The organism is Cellvibrio sp. pealriver (assembly GCF_001183545.1).
Classification (GTDB): Bacteria; Pseudomonadota; Gammaproteobacteria; order Pseudomonadales; family Cellvibrionaceae; genus Cellvibrio.
The window spans coordinates 3,102,671-3,118,779 of the sequence record NZ_KQ236688.1 but is presented as its reverse complement, the minus strand read 5'-3'; the positions used below and the strand labels follow the sequence as shown (position 1 = coordinate 3,118,779).

Below are 16,109 nucleotides of genomic sequence, written 5' to 3'. Positions count from 1 at the left end.
AATTGCTAAGCCATAGCCCGCTGTTGTGTTTTTGCGCCCCGGTTCGCCGGGGTTTTTTATATGCGATTTGCGCCTCTGTTGTTCCTCGCGCACAATGCCCCTGCTACATCAGCCGCAATTCATCCGATCATTACTTTCTCGCCAGGGGCGGCGCTGCGAATTGGGAATTCTTATGACACAAGCATTGCGAGCGGCGGCCAGTCGCCTGGAAAACTGGATCAAAAATGATGCCCTGCCTCTGTGGTTGGCACGCGGCATAGAGCCACAAACCAAGGCCAACTATGAGCGGTTAACGCCCGCCGGTGTACCTGACCTGACGTGCAGTACCCGTGTGCGGGTGCAAGCGCGACAAGCGTTTTTCTTTGCCGCTGCCTATCACCGTGGCTGGTGCGCAGAGGGCAAAACCGTTGCTAAAAACCTGCTCGATTTTGTCCACAAAACCGCTGCCCATCCAACGGCGGGCGGTGGCTATACCCATTTGCTGAATAGCGAATGGAAAGTCATCGATACCAAACAAGATCTGTATGACCATGCCTTTTTCCTGTTGGCTAACGCCTGGTGTTATCGCGCCTCGGGCGAAAAAGTCTATCTGGAAGAGGCCGACAGGCTGATCGCCCATTTGGATGCACGTTTCGGCTCTGCAGTCGGCGGTTGGATTGAAGGTGATTACGACTACGCCTGCCGTCGTCAGAATCCCCATATGCATTTGTTTGAGTCCTTTCTCGCGCTCTATGATGCCAGCGGCGATGCGAAGTATCTGGCGCGCGTAGGGGAGTTGTTTGCCTTGTTTCAGGCGCATTTTTTCGATGCGGAGCACGGGGTGTTGTTTGAGTTTTTTGACGAAAACTGGAAGCGCCTGCCCAATGCCAAAGGCGATACGGTTGAGCCTGGCCATATGATGGAGTGGATCTGGCTGCTGGATTGGTATCATCGCCGTACCGGTCGCCCGGTTGCTTATTACACCAAGGCGCTGTATTCGCGCGGTCTTGAAATCGGCATGGATAAATCCGGATTGCTGTTTGATGCTGTGTCCTACACCGGTGACGTGATTGACCGCAACAAGCGCTGTTGGGGAATCACTGAGCTGATCAAAGCGAGTTTGGTGCAGATCCGCGCGGGCAATCCACAGGCTGAAGCCATTGCGGTAAAAGCGGTAGATGATCTATTCACCTATTACCTTTGTGCGTCCACCCCCGGCTCCTATGTAGACCAGCGCGGTACCAATGATGAAGTGGTGGTCGATATTGCGCCTGCCAGTACGCTGTACCATCTGATTGTGGCGGCGATGGAGCTGCAGGATCACTTTGAGCTGGCTGCCCAGTAACCCCAGATGCGTCATTGGAGTGGGGGAGCCGGAAACAGGCTCCCCCTATTATTATCCTTGTACCCTGTTTTATCCCTGTACTCTGGCGTTTTATCCGTGTACCTGAGTGCTCTTACTGATTTGCATAAACCAAAAAATTTTCATCAAAAAAGTTTATATAGTTAAAAAGTCTACTATGCTACCTTTGGCGCAGAAAATGGTATTAGTAAACCGTTGCAAATGGATGCGCCACTCCCTAGAGTTTTGCTGCCATGCTTGAGCGTTTTGGCACACATCCTACTGAGCCTGCAACTGCCAACGGACGCTAGAGGCGCACAATAATGACCGTCAGCAATACGTACATCGACCGCGTTATCGCTAGCCTTTCTCGTGTGGCAGAAATTTCTTACCGCCGGATATTCAACGGTATAGGAATTTATTATCGCGGTGTCCAGTTTGCCATTGTGGTCAATGACCGCCTGTATTTCCGCGCCGATGAATACTCCCGCCCGCTCTACCTGCAAAAATCCATGAAGTCGTTCCAGCCCCGTGCAAGCGTTCAGGTGGAGTCCTGTTTTTTTGAGTTGCCCGATGAGGTGCTCAACGCTCCCGCAGAATTGCGCCATTGGTTGAGAATTGCAGTTGAAGCCGCCCAAGCGGGCGATTACCGCGATGATGAAACCACCGTCGAAACACCGATTCGCCATTTGCGCCAACGCGCCTGAGTGTTTTTACCTGTGCGCGTTAATGCGCAAATTCCCAAAGCTGGGCTAGGCTCAAGGGATATTCTCTTGAGGGCTGCATCATGGGTATCCGTATCCTGGTGGTGGATGACGCTACCTTTATCCGCGATATGATCAAAAAACAATTGCGCGATAAAATTCCCGGTGTCGAGATTATCGATGCGCCTGATGGTGCCCGCGCACTGTCGCAAATGAAAAGCCAAACGGTAGATATCATCCTGTCCGATTGGGAAATGCCAAACATGACCGGCGCAGAATTGCTGACTTCTGTGCGCTCTATGCCCAATGCTGGCAATGTCCCTTTCATCATGATTTCCAGTCGCGGTGACCGCAACCATATCGTCAAGGCGATAGAACTTGGGGTGTCGGATTATTTGACCAAGCCATTTTCGGCCGAAGAGTTGCTGAAAAAAGTGTTCAAGCAACTAAAAATCATCGGCAAAACGCCTGCCCAGCGCGCCAGTGGTGGCAGCACCCAGGGAATTGCGTTTGCCTCAGTGGATGTACTCACTGGCGGTGCAGCGGCAGCCCCCGTTGCGGCCAGGCCTGTGGCTGCCAACCCTTTTGCCAATAACAGCGCCAGTGCGCTCGGCGCAAAACCGGCGATCAAAGCGGTGGAGGCACCTGCCAAGAGCGCCAAGGGCAAGGCGCAATTGCGCTTTCCCAATAATCGCACCTTTGCGTGTGTGATCCGCGAAATGTCTCTGCAGTTGATGAGTTGTTTGATGCAGCGCGCCGACGGATTGCCCGGACTGTTCGAGCAGGCGGTAGTCGATATAGAAACGGGCGATGGCAATAATCTGGCGCGGGTGAACGGCTATGTGCATAGCATTCAGGCGGGAGAGAATCGCCCCGACACCAACGTAGTCAAAATTGTTATCCGTTTTGTGGATAACGATGCTGAAAAATTTGAGACCCTTTCCAAATACATCGCCCAGATGTAAACCTGCAAAGCCCGGTGAGCTGACTATACTCAGTCCATGTTTCTGTTTATTTTCATCCGATTTTTGGGTTCAGCGTAGTGTGTGTTCCAGCCCGGGCTGGCGCTGACCGGACTAGCAGGTTGTGTTGCCCATGATGTTGATTGATCGCCGTTCCTCCTTTCTTTTGGCACTGGTATTGGCCTGTGCCGCCCCCTTCGCCAGCGCGGATGTTGAGCACCGGCTCTCCGGTTTTGCCACGCTTGGCCTCGCTATTAGCGACAACCCGGAGCTGGTGTTCCGGCGCGATGTCACCAAAGACGATGGTGCCTATGAACACAGTGGCAGCTGGAAAAGTGACTCGCTGGTGGGGTTGCAATGGCAAGCGGACTGGTCGCCCGAGTGGGGCACTATGGTGCAGCTGGTCGGAAAAGACCGTTTTGATAATGGCCTTGCCGAGTCGGTGGAATGGGCATTTGTGCGCTATCGCCCGGTAGATGGCTTTGATCTGCGGCTCGGGCGTTTGGGGGCGGATGTGTTTATGCTCTCCGAGTATCGCCAGGTAGGGTACGCCATTCCCTGGGTGCGCCCGCCTCACGACCTTTATGGTATTACGTCGCTCTACCACTTTGATGGTGCAGATATCAGCAAACGTATCGAGCTGGGCAATGCCATGCTCAACATCAAAGCTTTTTATGGCAATTCCGACGAAGAATATCCCACGGGTTTTAATGATGGGCAGGGCATCAAAATTGATTTTGATGTTTATGGTGCCAGTACCAGCCTTGAGTGGGGTTACTGGAAACTGCGTTATACCTATGCCCGGGTAGAGATGAACAGTGACCATACCAAAGCCTTGCGCGGTGGCTTGCAATCATTGGCACCTTGGTGGACCAACGCCGCTATTTACAGCACTCTGCTGGAAACCGAAAACAAAGAGTTTGACTACAACCAGATAGGTTTGAATTACGACAATAACGATTGGTGGGTGCAGGGCGAATATGTGCGCCTGGGCTCAGAGCTAACATTGGTTGCTGCAGGGCAGCACGCCTACCTCAGTGCAGGTAAACGTTTTGGCGATCTGGGTATTTACCTGCTGGCAGGCTATGCCGAACCTGAAAACCCGAGTATCACCGTGATACGCCCGGGAATTTCATTCTCTGACCCTATCGACCAACAAATTGATTTGCTTGCGCGTGCGACTGAGCGAACCCTGAACGGTGTGCGCATCAAGCAGCGTAGCTACGGAATAGGCGCGCGCTGGGATTTCACACCCAAAATGGCGCTCAAGCTCCAGCTGGAGCAGATTGATGTCGATAAAACCGGCACCAATCTTTGGCTGCGCACCGACAATACCCGGCCGGTCCTTGAAAACCAGAAACCGGTTGTCACCAGCCTCGCGTGGGATGTGCTTTTCTAATGGCCAGAGTGATGTTGTTAATTGTCGCGCTGATCCTCAGCGGCCCGCTCCAGGCGCAAATACTGGTGATCGTTAACGCGCACAATCCGGTGGCGACACTGGAGAAAAAACAAATCGTGGATTTGTTTATGGGGCGTGTATCGGTCTTCCCCAACAAACAACCAGCGCAAACGCTGGATTTAAAAGCGGGCACACCGCTGCGCGCCGGATTTTACAAATATCTCACCGGCAAAAACGAAGCCCAGGTCGATGCCTATTGGGCGACGCTGGTGTTTGCCGGGCGCATGTCGCCGCCCCGGCAAGTGGCTGATGAAAAAGCGTTGATACAAGAAGTGGCCGCTGAACCGGCAGCAATTGCCTATGTGAGCAAACAGCCGCTGCCGGCAAATGTCAAAGTGGTGATGGAGCTGGCGTTGGACGAATGAATATCAAAAGTTTGCACATCAAAGTTTCACTGAGCGTTGCAGCAGCGGCACTGTTTGTGGTGATAGTGTCATCGCAATTTTTTTATCAGCGCAGTTACGAAAATTCATTCAGTGACAGTGAGCGTTCGGTGCAGCAATTGCTGGAAACTGTACAGGCTACTGCCGCTATTGCCGCCTATGTTGGCAACCGTGAATTGGCGCAGCAGGTAGTCTCTGGTCTGACACAAAACGATATTGTGGTCGGTGCAAAAATCACAGCCAACAATGAAATCATCGGTCAAAACGGAAAATCTGCGGACAGCAAAAAAAATCCATTGATTTCCATTGTGCTGCACTCCCCTTTTGATGAAAAAGAAATTGTCGGTGAGCTTGCTGTTGCGCCCAATATTCCGCTCATTGCATTGCGCGCCCGCGACTCTGCTATGGCAACAGCAATGGGGCTCGCTGCGCAGGCCGCCGTCGTTGCGCTCCTGGTATTAATTCTTGTGTACGGAATGATGACGCGGCCACTCTCCTATTTGTCCGGCCGCTTGCATCGCATTACTCCCGGCGATGGCAGCAGGCTTGATGTGCACAACCTGCACCGCGGTGATGAAATTGGTTTGCTCGCTGGCGACATCAACGCGCTTTTGCACACGGTTGAAAAAATGTTGGAAGAGGAGCGCCAATTGCGCCATCGCGTTGAATTATTGGAGACGCGCTTTCGCGGTATTTTTGAAGACAGCAGTGCCGGTATTTTTTTGGTGCGCGAACAGGGTACGTTGGTGACTGCAAACCCCGCCTTTTTCCGGTTGACCGGGCTAGCTGAAAATCATCCGGTAGAGCATGTGGATGACAATATTGTTGCGCGGGTTTTTCTTGATCAGGAGCAGGCCGCTTCCCTGATAAAGCTGGCGCTGATCAGTAAGCGCCCCCACTCTGCTGACTTGAGAATCCGCTGCGAAAACAGTGATGGGGTGCGCTGGGTGCACTGCATTTTTTCCCCGGCGGGCAACGCGCAACAAGGGGTGACGGTAGAAGGTGTTATGTACGACGTTACCCAGCGGAAATATTCCGAAGACCGCATTCGCGAACTGGCAGAAAAGGACAGTCTCACCGGGTTGAGTAATCGTCAGGCGGCGGAGACCGCTTTGGCTGAACTGGTCCAGCAAGCTCCCGTTGGCGGCTCCGAGTTCGCCATCATGATGATCGATCTGGATCGCTTCAAGTTCATCAATGACACCTACGGCCACGATGCTGGCGATAAAGTCTTGTACACCGTCGCCCAGCGTCTGCGCAAACTGGTGCGTGAATCCGATGTGGTTGCGCGTTTGGGTGGCGATGAGTTTTTGCTGCTGCTCAACCACGCGGGGAATATCGATATGGTTGAGCGCATCGCCCGGAAAATACTCGATGCCCAGCAAATTCCGATCGATGTGCAGCCCGGCGTGTTGGAAAAGATCGGTATGAGTATCGGGATTGCGCTTTACCCTGACCACGGCGACAACCCGCTCAGCTTGCGCAAGCATGCAGACCAGGCCATGTATGCAGTCAAACGGCAGGGTAAAAATAACTATGCCATCTACTGCCCCGAAGGTGTCTCCGCTGTCGATGAGGATGTGCCTGCGCAATGATGAAATGTAAACGTTTACATTTTTATTTGCGGTTTAAATGAAACGTTTACACGTGTTTTAGCTGTTTATTTAGGATTTAATTTCTACAAAAAACCATTTTTAAGCAAAATAATTCTGCTTCGCTATTGCCCGATTTCATTCCCCTGTGTAGCATTTTCTCTATCAGAACTGCCCCTGTTGCCCGCCCACAGCAACAGGGGTGTTTTTTCTTACATGAGTTATTCACCATGAAACAACGCAAACCCATTGTAATCGCCAACTGGAAATTGAATGGCGGTCTGGATCTGATCTGCACCTCGGTGGCTTCGTTTATCGGTAAACACTTTGCTGCGCAAATCGCCATCTGTCCGCCCTATTTGTACATGCGCGACATGATGACCTTTTTGCAATATTCCGAATTGCAGATTGGCAGCCAAAACGTGAGCCGCTACGAATCCGGTGCTTACACCGGTGAGACCTCCGCGCAAATGCTCAAGCAGGCGGGCTGCTCGTTGTGTTTGATTGGTCACTCGGAGCGCCGCGCCATGTTTGCGGAAAATAACGAGGGCTGTCAGATCAAAGTGCGCACCGCATTGAATCACGACTTACTGCCAGTGCTCTGTGTCGGTGAAAACCGGCAGCAGCGCGAAGCCAATATCACTGAACGAATTTTGCGTGAGCAATTGCGCGGCGGCCTTACCGATATTGATGTGACCGGCAAGGATTTATGCATCGCCTACGAACCCGTTTGGGCGATTGGCACCGGCCTTGCAGCAACACCGGCAATCGCGCAGGAAGTGCATCAATTTATCCGCGCGGAACTCGCGCATATTTTTGATCAGGCCACTGCAAACCGTGTGCGCATTCTCTACGGTGGCAGCGTCACCAAAAGCAATGCGCAGGATTTATTGCAACAAACGGATATCGATGGCCTTCTGGTCGGCGGTGCCAGTTTGGACCCGGGGCATTTTGTGGCGATTTGCGAACAGGCATCAGAAATCGCAGGGTGATGTATAGAAAATGTTGTTAACGTCACTCCCGCGTGCGGGAGTCCAGCGTTTGATGTTGCGTTAAAACTTATGGATCCCCGCTGCGCGAGGATGACGACTCCACTATAAAAAAGTTGCTACTCCAATAGAAAAATCAAAAAAGAAAAACTAAAAAATCCAATCGGCGAATAACTCGGTCATCACAAAAATCAACCACAGCTCAGGATTTTATGATGAACAGTCTCGCTAACCTTGTTGCCCCCGGTGTTGCCACTGGCGATGCGGTAAAAACCTTATTCAATGCCGCCAAAGCAGGCGGCTTTGCGTATCCTGCCGTGAATGCAGCCAACACCAATACCATTAACGCTACGCTCGAAGCGGCGCGCAAAGTGAATTCGCCAGTGATTGTGCAATTGTCGCAAGGCGGCTCGGCATTTTTTCTCGGTAAAAGCATCAAGCTCGATGGCCAGGGCAGTTCTATTCTCGGTTCAATCGCGGCGGCTCATTATGTCCACACTGTTGCGGTTGCCTATGGTGTACCGGTGATTTTGCACACCGACCACGCCGCCAAAAAATTATTGCCCTGGATCGACGGTTTACTCGATGCCAGCGAAAAACAGTTTGCACAAACCGGCGCGCCGCTGTTCAGTTCGCACATGATTGATTTATCGGAAGAATCGCTGCAAGAAAATATTGAAATCTCGGCGCACTATCTCGCGCGCATGAGCAAGCTTGGCATTACGCTTGAAATTGAATTGGGCTGCACCGGTGGCGAAGAAGATGGCGTCGATAACAGCCATCTGGATAATTCCGCGCTCTACACCCAGCCGCAGGATGTAGCCTACGCTTACGAAAAATTGCGCCCGATCAGCGACAAATTTACTATCGCGGCTTCCTTCGGCAATGTGCATGGCGTTTACAAGCCGGGCAACGTCAAACTCACGCCAGAAATTTTGCGCAACTCACAAACCTACGTGAGTGAAAAATTCGGTGTGCCATACAACAGCCTCGATTTTGTTTTTCACGGCGGTTCGGGTTCTGATGCGGAAGATATTGCGCAATCCATCCGCTACGGTGTGGTAAAAATGAATATCGATACCGACACCCAGTGGGCTTTCTGGGAAGGCACTATGGATTACTACAAAGCCAATGCCGATTATTTGCAAGGTCAAATTGGCAACCCCGAGGGCGATGAAAAACCCAACAAAAAATTTTACGACCCACGCGTTTGGCTGCGTAAAAGTGAAGAGTACATGGTGAAGCGCCTTGAACAATCCTTTGCCGATTTGAACTGCCTTAATCGTTATCGGTAAATGCAACAGATTTATTGAAGAGTAAACACATGAAAAATTTATTCAGTGTCTTGCGCAGCGACGATGTAGCTGATGACCTTGTGCGGGTGATCGAAACCATCGTCGATGCGAGCAAAGAAATTGCTTTCCTTGTGCGTCAGGGCGCTCTTGCCGGTGTGTTGGGTTCAACACAGGATGAAAATATCCAGGGCGAAACGCAAAAACAATTGGATGTGATTTCTAACCAATTGTTAAAAGATTTGCTGCTCGCCAACAGTGCTGTCGCTGCTATCGCATCGGAAGAGGAAGACACCGTTGTGGCTGGCAACGCAGCAGGAAAATATCTGGTGGCTTTTGATCCGCTCGATGGTTCATCCAACATCGACATCAACGGCCAGATTGGAACTATTTTCAGTATTTATCGCGTGCTGGATGGTATTGCGCATGGCAGTGAAGAACAATTTAAACAGAAGGGTGCACAACAAGTCTGCGCCGGTTATGAGCTCTACGGCCCATCTACTCTATTAGTCATCACCACCGGCAAAGGCACGCACTGTTTTACGTTGGATTCTACCCAGGGTAATTTTTTATTGACTGCCGGCCACATCCGCATCGCGCAGGACACACAAGAATTTGCCATCAACATGAGCAACGCGCGTTTCTGGAATGACAATATGCGCAGCTATATTGATGATCTGATTCTGGGTGAAACCGGTGCGCGAGGCAAACGTTACAACATGCGCTGGAACGCGGCCATGGTGGGCGATGTGCACCGCGTAATGACGCGCGGCGGAATATTTTTATATCCGTCCGATAACCGCAACGCCAAACAGCCAGCAAAGTTGCGCTTGTTGTATGAAGCCAATCCCATGGCGATGTTAATTGAAAATGCCGGTGGCAAAGCCTGCAGCGAAACACAGCGAATTTTGGATATCCAACCCACGCAATTGCATGAACGTGTGGCGGTAATTTTAGGTTCAGCAAATGAAGTGAGTGAGTGTTTGGGTTATTTGCAATAGCCTTCTCGTCTGGCTAATCGGGTGCTGGCAATAACGGCAGTCACTCTCTACTATGGTGCGGACAACTGTGTTCAACAGGAAGAACCACCATGCAACCAACAGAACCTTCAAATCGCGCCCCATTGCTTGAATTAATTGAGCGGGGCGCGCTTCCGCCGGAGCAAATCCCGGCAGCGCTTGAATTGGCTGGGCTTTATCCTGACCGCCAGCGATGGCGACATTTTATTGAGCAGCTATTGCTGTGGCTGGGCGCTCTTGCGCTGGTATTTTCCCTGCTATTTTTTATTGCCTACAACTGGGACAACCTCGGTCGCTTTGCAAAATTTGCGATGGTCGAGGTATTTATCGCAGCGAGTGTTGCCGGATATTGCAAATGGCAACGGCATCCGGTGTTGGGCAAATTATCGTTATGTATGGCGAGTATCGGCCTGGGTATTTTGCTTGCGCTTTTCGGCCAGACGTACCAAACCGGAGCCGATCCCTGGCAATTATTTTTTAATTGGGCGCTGCTGATTCTGCCGTGGACATTGCTCGCGCGTTTTCCCTCGCTGTGGATTGTGTGGCTGGTATTGTTGAATTTATCGGCCATTCTGTATTTCAAGACCTTTCGCAATACCTTCAGCTTTTTATTTCATTCCGATCTCGCGCTGATATGGGGTTTATTTTTGTTCAATACGACGGCGTTGGTCTGTTGGGAATTGCTCGCTAAAACATTAGCCTGGCTGCGCTCAGCTTGGGCGACACGGATAATTGCAGTGGCCGCAGGTATTGCCGCGACCTGTCTGGCGTTTTACGGTATTTTTGAGCGCGAGGCTAATGCGATCATCCATTTTGCGGCATGGCTTGCGTATATGGCCGCGCTACTGGGTTATTACCGCTATCAGCGGCCCGATTTATTTATGCTCGCCGGTGCGTGTTTATCGGTGATTTCAGTTGTTGTTGCGCTGATGACCGACAATTTATTCAGCACCTTGGATGATGGCAGCGGTTTATTGTTAATTGCATTATCGATAATCGGATTAAGTACCGCCGCCGCTATGTGGTTGCGCAAAGTGCATAAGGAGTTGGATCTATGAGCCGCACACAACAAATACTCTGGCAAACATTACAGCAAGCAGGAGTAGTTCAAGGCGATATGCCCGCAAAAAATAAAGACGCATCGCCTTGGTATATCAAAGTGTTGTTAGGAATATCTGGCTGGTTAGCTGCGTTATTTCTGATGGGGTTTGTCGGTCTGTCGCTATCGGATTTATGGCGCGAGCTTTCCACTGCACTGGTGGTGGGTGTGCTGATGATCGGCATTGCGTGCATTATTTTTCGCAGCGCAAAAAATGAATTTACAGAACATCTTGCCTTGGCGATTAGTCTCGCCGGTCAGGGTTTGAGTATTTTTGCGCTATTTGGGCTTATCAATAACGACAGTCTGGTCTTGTTTTCAATAGGTCTTGCCCAGTTGATGCTCGTGGTGTTAATACCCAGTTATCTCCACCGCGTTTTTTCCGGTTTTTGTGCAGCTGTAGCGTTTTATATTGCGATGATGTCGCTGGGTTTTCCGTTTGTGTTTGGCAGTATTTTATTGTTGGTAACGGTTTGGGTGTGGCTGAATGAATTTCATTATCCAAATTATTTTTCACTTATGCAGCCGGTTGGTTATGGGTTGGTATTTGCGCTCTTGATCATTAATGGAACCAGTTGGTTTTCCAGTGATTTATGGGATTGGCGTTACGATGTCAGCCACAGCGTTGTGCAACCCTGGATGGCTGAAGTGCTAAGCGGTATGGTTGTGCTCTGGATGGTCGCACAATTATTGCGTAGGCATTTTCATTCGCTGGGTGAAAAAATACCTGTCGCGGTTTTTGCTGGCACCTTGTTGTTATGCCTTGTCTCGTTAGAGGCGAGAGGAATCACCGTGGGCATGGCGGTGTTGTTATTGGGGTTTGCAAATAGTAATCGCATCCTGATGGGGCTCGGTGTTGTATCGCTGCTCGCTTACCTGTCTACCTATTACTATTGTCTTGATACGACGCTGCTGCAGAAATCGCTTTCTTTATTGTTGATTGGTGTGGTGTTGTTGGCTTTGCGCTGGGCGTTGGTGACATTTTTTCCAGTGCAGGAGGGCGAATAATATGTCTAAGGTTGTCGCAGTCGCTGCACTGGTAGTGGTACTCGGGTTAGTAAATTGGTCAATTATTGAAAAAGAAAAGCACCTTGCTCATGGCGACATTGTGTATTTGGAATTGGCTCCGGTTGATCCTCGCTCATTAATGCAAGGTGATTACATGGCGTTGAATTTCCGTGTGGCGCAGCAGATTTACGATGCGTTGCCAAAATCAGATAATTATCGCGGTTGGAACCGCAATGCTGATGCAGGCGATGGTTTTGTTGTCGTTAAACTGGATGCAGAGAGCCGCGCAGACTTTGTGCGGATTTACACTGGCGGTGTGTTGGATAAGAACGAAATTAAACTGCAATACCGTGTGCGAAACGGCGCGGTTAAATTTGCAACCAATGCTTTCTTTTTTCAGGAGGGGCATGCGCAGTCTTACGAGGCTGCGCGTTACGGCCAATTCCGAGTCAACGCTAACGGAGAAGTGTTGTTAGCAGGCATGTTCGATAAAGACCTCAAACACATCATCGGCGAGTGAGGTTGATATTAATGACTGCGTGCAAACTTCACCACTTTTGCCGCCGTCATGACTTTGTTTGCCAATGCATTTTGTTGTTCAGCGCCCTCAGCTAAACGCGCAATCGCGATATCCGTTTCATTAATCCCCGTTACCAATTTAATCAAGCGGCTGCGCATCGCAAGTGCGCGGCTGCTTTCATCCTGTGCGCTGGTGTTGATGTGCTGCGCTATAGTATTGGCATCAGCCACGGCGTGTTGTACGTGGGCGAGTGACTCCTGTGTCGCATTGGTTTCTTGCAAACAAGCCTGCGCTGTTTTTTGTTCCGCTTCCAATCCTTCTGAAATTTGCAGTACGGTTGTGCGTAAGTGATCAATCATTTTATTGATTTCACCCGTCGCTTTTTGTGTATCAAACGAAAGGCGGCGCACCTCTTCTGCCACCACTGCAAAACCGCGCCCGTGCTCACCTGCTCGCGCTGCCTCAATGGCGGCGTTGAGTGCGAGCAAATTGGTTTGCTCGGCAACACTGTGGATGGTATCCAGCACCGAGCCAATATTATCTGTTGCGGTGCGCAATTCCCCTAGTGTTGAACAGGAGTCGCCCACTTGTTCTGCCAGTGTTTGCATTTGCATGGCGACACGGGTTGCGCGCGATTTTCCATCGCTCGCCGCCAGCATCGCCTGATTTATTTTTTGCGTAACGGCATTCAGGCGATGGGTAATGTCGCTCATGGATTTCACCACCGCTTCGGTTTCAGCGCCAACATGGTTCATCTCATGGCGCTGGCGCGCGGTTTCATCGCGGCACTGGCGAGTAGTCGTGACATTTTCCAGTGCGCCTTGCAAACTTTGCTCGCTGGAGCTGTTGACCTGATGCATCACCGAATTTAATTCGCTGAATAAATAATTCAGTGAGCGGCCTATATCGCCCAGCTCGTCGTTGCGCTGCACTGCAAATTGGCTGGCGAGATTTTTTTCCTGTGCTGCGGTTTTAATTGTCTGCGCCAATTGCTTTAACGGATTGCCAATAAATTGCGCAAACACATAAGCAAATCCGGCTGCAATAATCGATAACACCAGGCACGCAATAATCACGCTGCGCCACACGGTAAATTCCAAATGATCAAGCGAAGAAAATACTTCTTCAGGTGATTGCTGGGCAATTAATGCAAATGATTGGTTGTGGATCTGCAATGGTTGCCAACTGCTGACTACAGTTTGTTGGCGATAATCCTGTTGTTCACCTACACCGCGTTTGCCATCAAGTGCTTGGTTAACAGGAACGGTGTTGATGGTGCGATAGCCACCGGTTTGTGTTTCAGGTTGTTCCTGTTCGGCGCGCAACCCGGTAATTAATGAATGGTGGGAATCGACAAGATAAATATCGCCAGTATTGCCCAAGCCAAGTGTTTGCCAACGTTGGTTGGCGCTAATGATATTGGTAAGTCGCGCTGCCGGAATTTCTGCAATTAAAAAACCAATCGCTTTGGTCGGGCTTTGCGCATCGTGAAAAACCGGTACGCCCAAATAAACCAGATGCTCGCCAAAACGCCATTGGTTGTGATGGAACTCTGACAGCAGCAATTGATTGCCATCGGCATTTTGCAATTGTTGGGCGAGTGTTGCCAAAGGTGATTTAGAAAACGGCTCATCTTTTAATGAGCTGCCCAGCACCGGTGTTTTGGCAACGGAATAAATAACGGCGAGACTTTGGCTGTCTACCAAGAGTAAATCGCTAAAACCAAAACGATTAACCAAATCGCGGAAACTGCTTTGGTAGCGGCGATGCTGTTGTCCGTAAATGGTTGCGTCGGCAGCATCATCCATTAAATCCAATTGGCCCATAGGCTGCGAATTTTGTTGCAGATAATGATGTTGGATTAATAAAGTTTCCAATGAAAATTGTTGCACCCATTGTGAGGTATCGGGCGCAGCCGTGCGGTTGCTTTGCCGGTCATAGGGTAAATAGGTTTGCTGATACCACTGGGTTAACTGGCTGCGCAGTTCTTCGATGGATAGCGGGCTTACTTCATAGCGATAGGATGCAAATGGCCGCACTAATGCGAACACCGCTTCCTGCGTCATGCGCCCGTGGGATAGCGACAATAACAAATCAGAGTAGCTGGTAAATTGTGATTGGATTGCCTGGGCGCGGCTTTCTGCCAGTGCCTGAAATTGTTGTTCCAGATTTTGTGACAGCGCCTGCTTGGATTCTTTCAGTGCTAACCAACTGGTAGTGCCAGCCGCTAACACCACAGCAATCCCAGTCATTGCTATGGCACCCAACATTAAACGCGCAGAAATTTTCATAACAATACATTGCCTGATTAATCTCAGGCAATGTAGGTTTTGTCTATGACATTTTTATTACAGATACTGCGGTTTGGATTTTATTGGGTATTTTTCCCAATAAAATAATTGGTTGGTGCAGGCTCTGGCGCGATCCGGTTATATTAAATTTTAAATCGCGTGTTTTTGGTAATGACGTGGCGATAGTCTCATCCTTGAGCTCCCTGCTTAATGTGTTAGGTTCCAATCGCCCAATATTTTTTCGCGGGTATATGCGTTGGCTTCTGCCGCATTTAATTGACGGCGTTTGTGGTTAATCGCTGCGCCGGGGCCCCGGCTATTAAATTCAAAAAAGCGTGAGTCTTCAGGCAGGAACACCATTTTACTGCCGTCTTTTGCGGTGCCGCTCATGGAATACCAACCATCTGTAGTGATGTGCGCATCCATCCAGCTATTAATAAATACTGCTTTGCCAATTGCATTGGGGTCGGCGTAGCGTCCGTCGGCAAATTGGGTGGTGGGGTGCCATGGGCGGCCGAGCGGTACGGAATTATCCGGTACAGATGCTGCGCGGGTGAGTGTGCAATCGATAAACGTTAAACCGAATTCATCCGCAATATTGGTTGAAGGTGCAACCAAAAACGCATGAGGATTCGCCGGTTTGCCACGCCCAGTGGTGTGAATCTCTGACTGGGTAAAAAGTGCATTGCCGCGCCCGAAAATAAAATCAATGTTGCCTGCAATAAAAACCTGATCAAACCAACTGCGTCCGGCGTTTACAAATAAGGTGTCCTGATTGCCGAGCAAACGGACATGGCGCGCAAGAAAGCGGTCGCTGCCGTTATCCAAATGCAATGCAACGGCTTGGGTATTGGCAACACGGTTTGTGTCATCATCGGCAAGTGCATCATTGCCGATAAAGTCAAAACTGTTTTCAATTGTGATGTGGTGAAGTTGTATATCCGCTGCGCGAATAATTAATGTGCCGGAACCCGAGGTGCCCCAAATTTGTCCTTTGGTTGCGCCTATATCAGTAGATTGTTGCCCGGCGTAAGCATCGTAATACAGGCGCGTGTTATTTTTATTTTCTCCGATCAAATGAATATTGGGTTTGGCGATAACAATTTTTTCATAGTACTCGCCTGAGGCAATAAAAATTCGATAGGGTTTTATGGAGTTGTTGGGTGCAGCATCCAGTGCAGCCTGAATACTCGTGAAGTGATGGACTGTTGATTTTGCAGAGCGATCCACCCAGGCATCGTAAGTAGACGTGGGCTGATTGGCACAACCGAAAATAAACAGTGTTGCGAGAAAAATACAACTGATTCCGGGTAGCTGCTTGGCAATCATTAATGTAGCTCCGCTGGGCAAGAATGGGTAATTGGTTTGAATTTTTCGCTTCCCAAGCCGAGCTTGGGCGTGGGGAATAATCATCGCGAGTCGTCATCCTCGCGAAGCGGGGATCCATTTTTGCAAGCTGGATCCCTACGA

At 50.1% G+C, this 16,109-nt stretch carries 14 protein-coding genes; 12 read left to right on the top strand and 2 right to left on the bottom strand.

Annotation, left to right across the window (positions count from 1 at the left end; all coding sequences use genetic code 11):
• Nucleotides 1–172 precede the first annotated feature (172 nt).
• The 12 genes from VC28_RS13550 (at nt 173) to VC28_RS13495 (ending at nt 12,348) form a co-directional block, all read left to right on the top strand.
• On the top strand, nt 173–1,324 hold the full coding sequence (locus tag VC28_RS13550) for an AGE family epimerase/isomerase (protein WP_049631101.1): 1,152 nt from the start codon (nt 173–175) through the stop codon (nt 1,322–1,324).
• 320 nt (nt 1,325–1,644) lie between these two features.
• Nucleotides 1,645–2,028 carry a TfoX/Sxy family protein gene (locus VC28_RS13545; protein ID WP_049631100.1) on the top strand — a complete coding sequence of 128 codons (384 nt, stop codon included), beginning with the start codon at nt 1,645–1,647 and terminating at the stop codon, nt 2,026–2,028.
• 80 nt (nt 2,029–2,108) lie between these two features.
• Nucleotides 2,109–2,990 carry a response regulator gene (locus VC28_RS13540; protein ID WP_049631099.1) on the top strand — a complete coding sequence of 294 codons (882 nt, stop codon included), beginning with the start codon at nt 2,109–2,111 and terminating at the stop codon, nt 2,988–2,990.
• A gap of 130 nt (nt 2,991–3,120) precedes the next feature.
• Nucleotides 3,121–4,386 (top strand): hypothetical protein, encoded by a 1,266-nt coding sequence (locus VC28_RS13535; RefSeq protein ID WP_231591756.1) that lies wholly within the window; start codon nt 3,121–3,123, stop codon nt 4,384–4,386.
• Nucleotides 4,386–4,811 (top strand): type 2 periplasmic-binding domain-containing protein, encoded by a 426-nt coding sequence (locus VC28_RS13530; RefSeq protein ID WP_231591755.1) that lies wholly within the window; start codon nt 4,386–4,388, stop codon nt 4,809–4,811. The genes VC28_RS13535 and VC28_RS13530 overlap by 1 nt, the downstream gene beginning before the upstream one ends.
• The gene (locus VC28_RS13525) at nt 4,808–6,424 is read left to right on the top strand and encodes a sensor domain-containing diguanylate cyclase (RefSeq protein ID WP_049631098.1); all 1,617 of its coding nucleotides are present in this window, start codon (nt 4,808–4,810) and stop codon (nt 6,422–6,424) included. Before VC28_RS13530 ends, VC28_RS13525 begins: the two co-directional genes overlap by 4 nt.
• Nucleotides 6,425–6,651: 227 nt before the next feature.
• Nucleotides 6,652–7,413, top strand: a complete 762-nt coding sequence (gene tpiA, locus VC28_RS13520) for a triose-phosphate isomerase (protein WP_049631097.1) — start codon at nt 6,652–6,654, stop codon at nt 7,411–7,413.
• A 212-nt stretch (nt 7,414–7,625) separates the two neighbouring features.
• Nucleotides 7,626–8,705 (top strand): class II fructose-bisphosphate aldolase, encoded by a 1,080-nt coding sequence (fbaA, locus tag VC28_RS13515; RefSeq protein WP_197085531.1) that lies wholly within the window; start codon nt 7,626–7,628, stop codon nt 8,703–8,705.
• Between the two features lie 29 nt (nt 8,706–8,734).
• Complete coding sequence (locus tag VC28_RS13510) at nt 8,735–9,703, top strand: class 1 fructose-bisphosphatase (RefSeq protein ID WP_049631095.1); 969 nt, start codon at nt 8,735–8,737, stop codon at nt 9,701–9,703.
• An 89-nt stretch (nt 9,704–9,792) separates the two neighbouring features.
• A complete protein-coding gene (locus VC28_RS13505) occupies nt 9,793–10,779 on the top strand; it encodes a DUF2157 domain-containing protein (protein WP_049631094.1) in 987 nt (328 codons plus the stop codon).
• Nucleotides 10,776–11,828: a DUF4401 domain-containing protein gene (locus VC28_RS13500; protein WP_049631093.1), complete on the top strand. Its 1,053-nt coding sequence runs from the start codon at nt 10,776–10,778 to the stop codon at nt 11,826–11,828. Before VC28_RS13505 ends, VC28_RS13500 begins: the two co-directional genes overlap by 4 nt.
• A 1-nt stretch (nt 11,829) precedes the next feature.
• The gene (locus VC28_RS13495; protein WP_049631092.1) at nt 11,830–12,348 is read left to right on the top strand and encodes a GDYXXLXY domain-containing protein; all 519 of its coding nucleotides are present in this window, start codon (nt 11,830–11,832) and stop codon (nt 12,346–12,348) included.
• A gap of 8 nt (nt 12,349–12,356) precedes the next feature.
• Here VC28_RS13495 and VC28_RS13490 read toward each other — a convergent pair whose 3' ends face one another.
• Both VC28_RS13490 and VC28_RS13485 read right to left on the bottom strand, forming a co-directional pair.
• Nucleotides 12,357–14,639 (bottom strand): methyl-accepting chemotaxis protein, encoded by a 2,283-nt coding sequence (locus VC28_RS13490; protein WP_049631091.1) that lies wholly within the window; start codon nt 14,637–14,639, stop codon nt 12,357–12,359.
• Nucleotides 14,640–14,846: 207 nt separating this feature from the next.
• Complete coding sequence (locus VC28_RS13485) at nt 14,847–16,052, bottom strand: pectinesterase family protein (protein WP_231591754.1); 1,206 nt, start codon at nt 16,050–16,052, stop codon at nt 14,847–14,849.
• Nucleotides 16,053–16,109: the final 57 nt, after the last annotated feature.